This window comes from Streptomyces sp. NPDC047515, assembly GCF_040643055.1.
GTDB lineage: Bacteria > Actinomycetota > Actinomycetes > Streptomycetales > Streptomycetaceae > Streptomyces.
Genome location: NZ_JBEYTM010000167.1, coordinates 1 through 1481, shown reverse-complemented (window position 1 = coordinate 1481; position 1481 = coordinate 1). Strand labels below are relative to the sequence as shown.

General features: G+C 65.6%; 1 pseudogene. It reads left to right on the top strand.

Annotated elements, in window-relative coordinates:
* The first annotated feature begins 336 nt into the window (after positions 1-336).
* A pseudogene (locus tag ABZ826_RS39335) lies at positions 337-1141 on the top strand (nucleotidyltransferase).
* Positions 1142-1481 lie beyond the last annotated feature (340 nt).

Genomic DNA, 1481 nt, shown 5'->3' with positions numbered 1-1481 from the left:
TGCGGTGGAGCCATGAATCCCACCGCAAGACCGCACGAGCCAACACCGTCGAGGACTACATCGCAGCGTAATCAACCGGCCACCCGACAGGCTCTTAGGATGGCCCGGCCATGCCCTGTAGCGGTGGGCCTTGCGAGTTCCGGATCAACATTGCGAGGGATCTTGCCATTTCCGGAGTGACCTTGCGAGCGGGGCTCCGTCAAGTCGGTGTGATTCAGCCGAACACCAGGCACCGGTGAACACCGGCCCAACGCAAGCCCCCCGAACTCGCGGAGCGGTGACACCGCCTCGGAAATCCGCTCGGCAGCGCAGAGCAGCACAAGGCACAGTGACCTCATGAGCGAACGCGGGCTGGACCACGACGGAACGATCGCACGCGAAGGCGCACTGGACCGAGTGCCATCAGCATGCACCCCCGTCATCGACGCCGCCCGCACTCATCCACCGACACGTTCGACAACGCGCGGCTGCACAGTGCCTACATCTACGGCAGCATCCCCGCGGCACCGCCATCCCCGGAGTCTCCGACCTCGACCTCCAGCTCGCCCTCCATAACGAGCCCACCGAAGCCGATCGCGCCGACGCCACAGCGATCGAGGCTGCCCTCGACCACGCATTCCCCCAGATCGATGGCGTCGGCATCCTGCTGACCAGCACGCGCGCTCTGCTGAGCGACCTCGAACGCCACGATGCCAGCTTCTTCATCGCCTGCCTGTGCACCCCGCTGCTCGGCCCCGACCTCGCTGAACGACTACCCCGATACCGCCCCACAACCCTGCTCGCCCGCGAAACGAACGGCGACCTCGGCCTCGCGCTGAAACGCTGGCGCACACGAGCCGCCGAAGCCGCCACGGACGTCGACCGCCGGACCCTCAGCCGCGTCGTCGACCGCCGCATCGTGCGCACAGGATTCACTTTGATCACGCCCCGCTGGAACGGCTGGACCAGCGACCTCAACGAGTCCGCCGAACTCTTCGGCCGCTACTATCCCGATCGCGTCGAGCAGATGCGTATCGCCGCGACCATCGGCCGCACCCCCTCGGCCGATCCAGCAGTACTCAGCACGCTCATCGACGACCTGGGCCCCTGGCTCACCGCCGAAAACACATCCGTGCACGGCGAGAAGACACCCCGCGCCTGAACGACACCCTTCCCATGGAATTCGCAGGGCGAATCTGCGCAGATTCCGAAACAGGCCAAGACCCCATCCTGCGAGTCGCAGGCCACCGTCTCAAGGTGCCGCAGACATCACACGCAAAGGACACGGCCATACGAGGGCGAGCAGCATCAAGGCTTCGGTCCGCAGAGAACTGTCCACGCAGCGCTCTACTGCGGAGCGCGTCTCGATGTCGTCCGACCACCGTTGCGCCAGAACACGGTGCGGCTTCTCAGCTTGGCGTTTTACCTCGCCTGTCACCCGACCTGCTGATCTGGGGTCGTTCGCGTGACAGCGGAGGCGGCCGTTCTCCACGCTTTCGAGA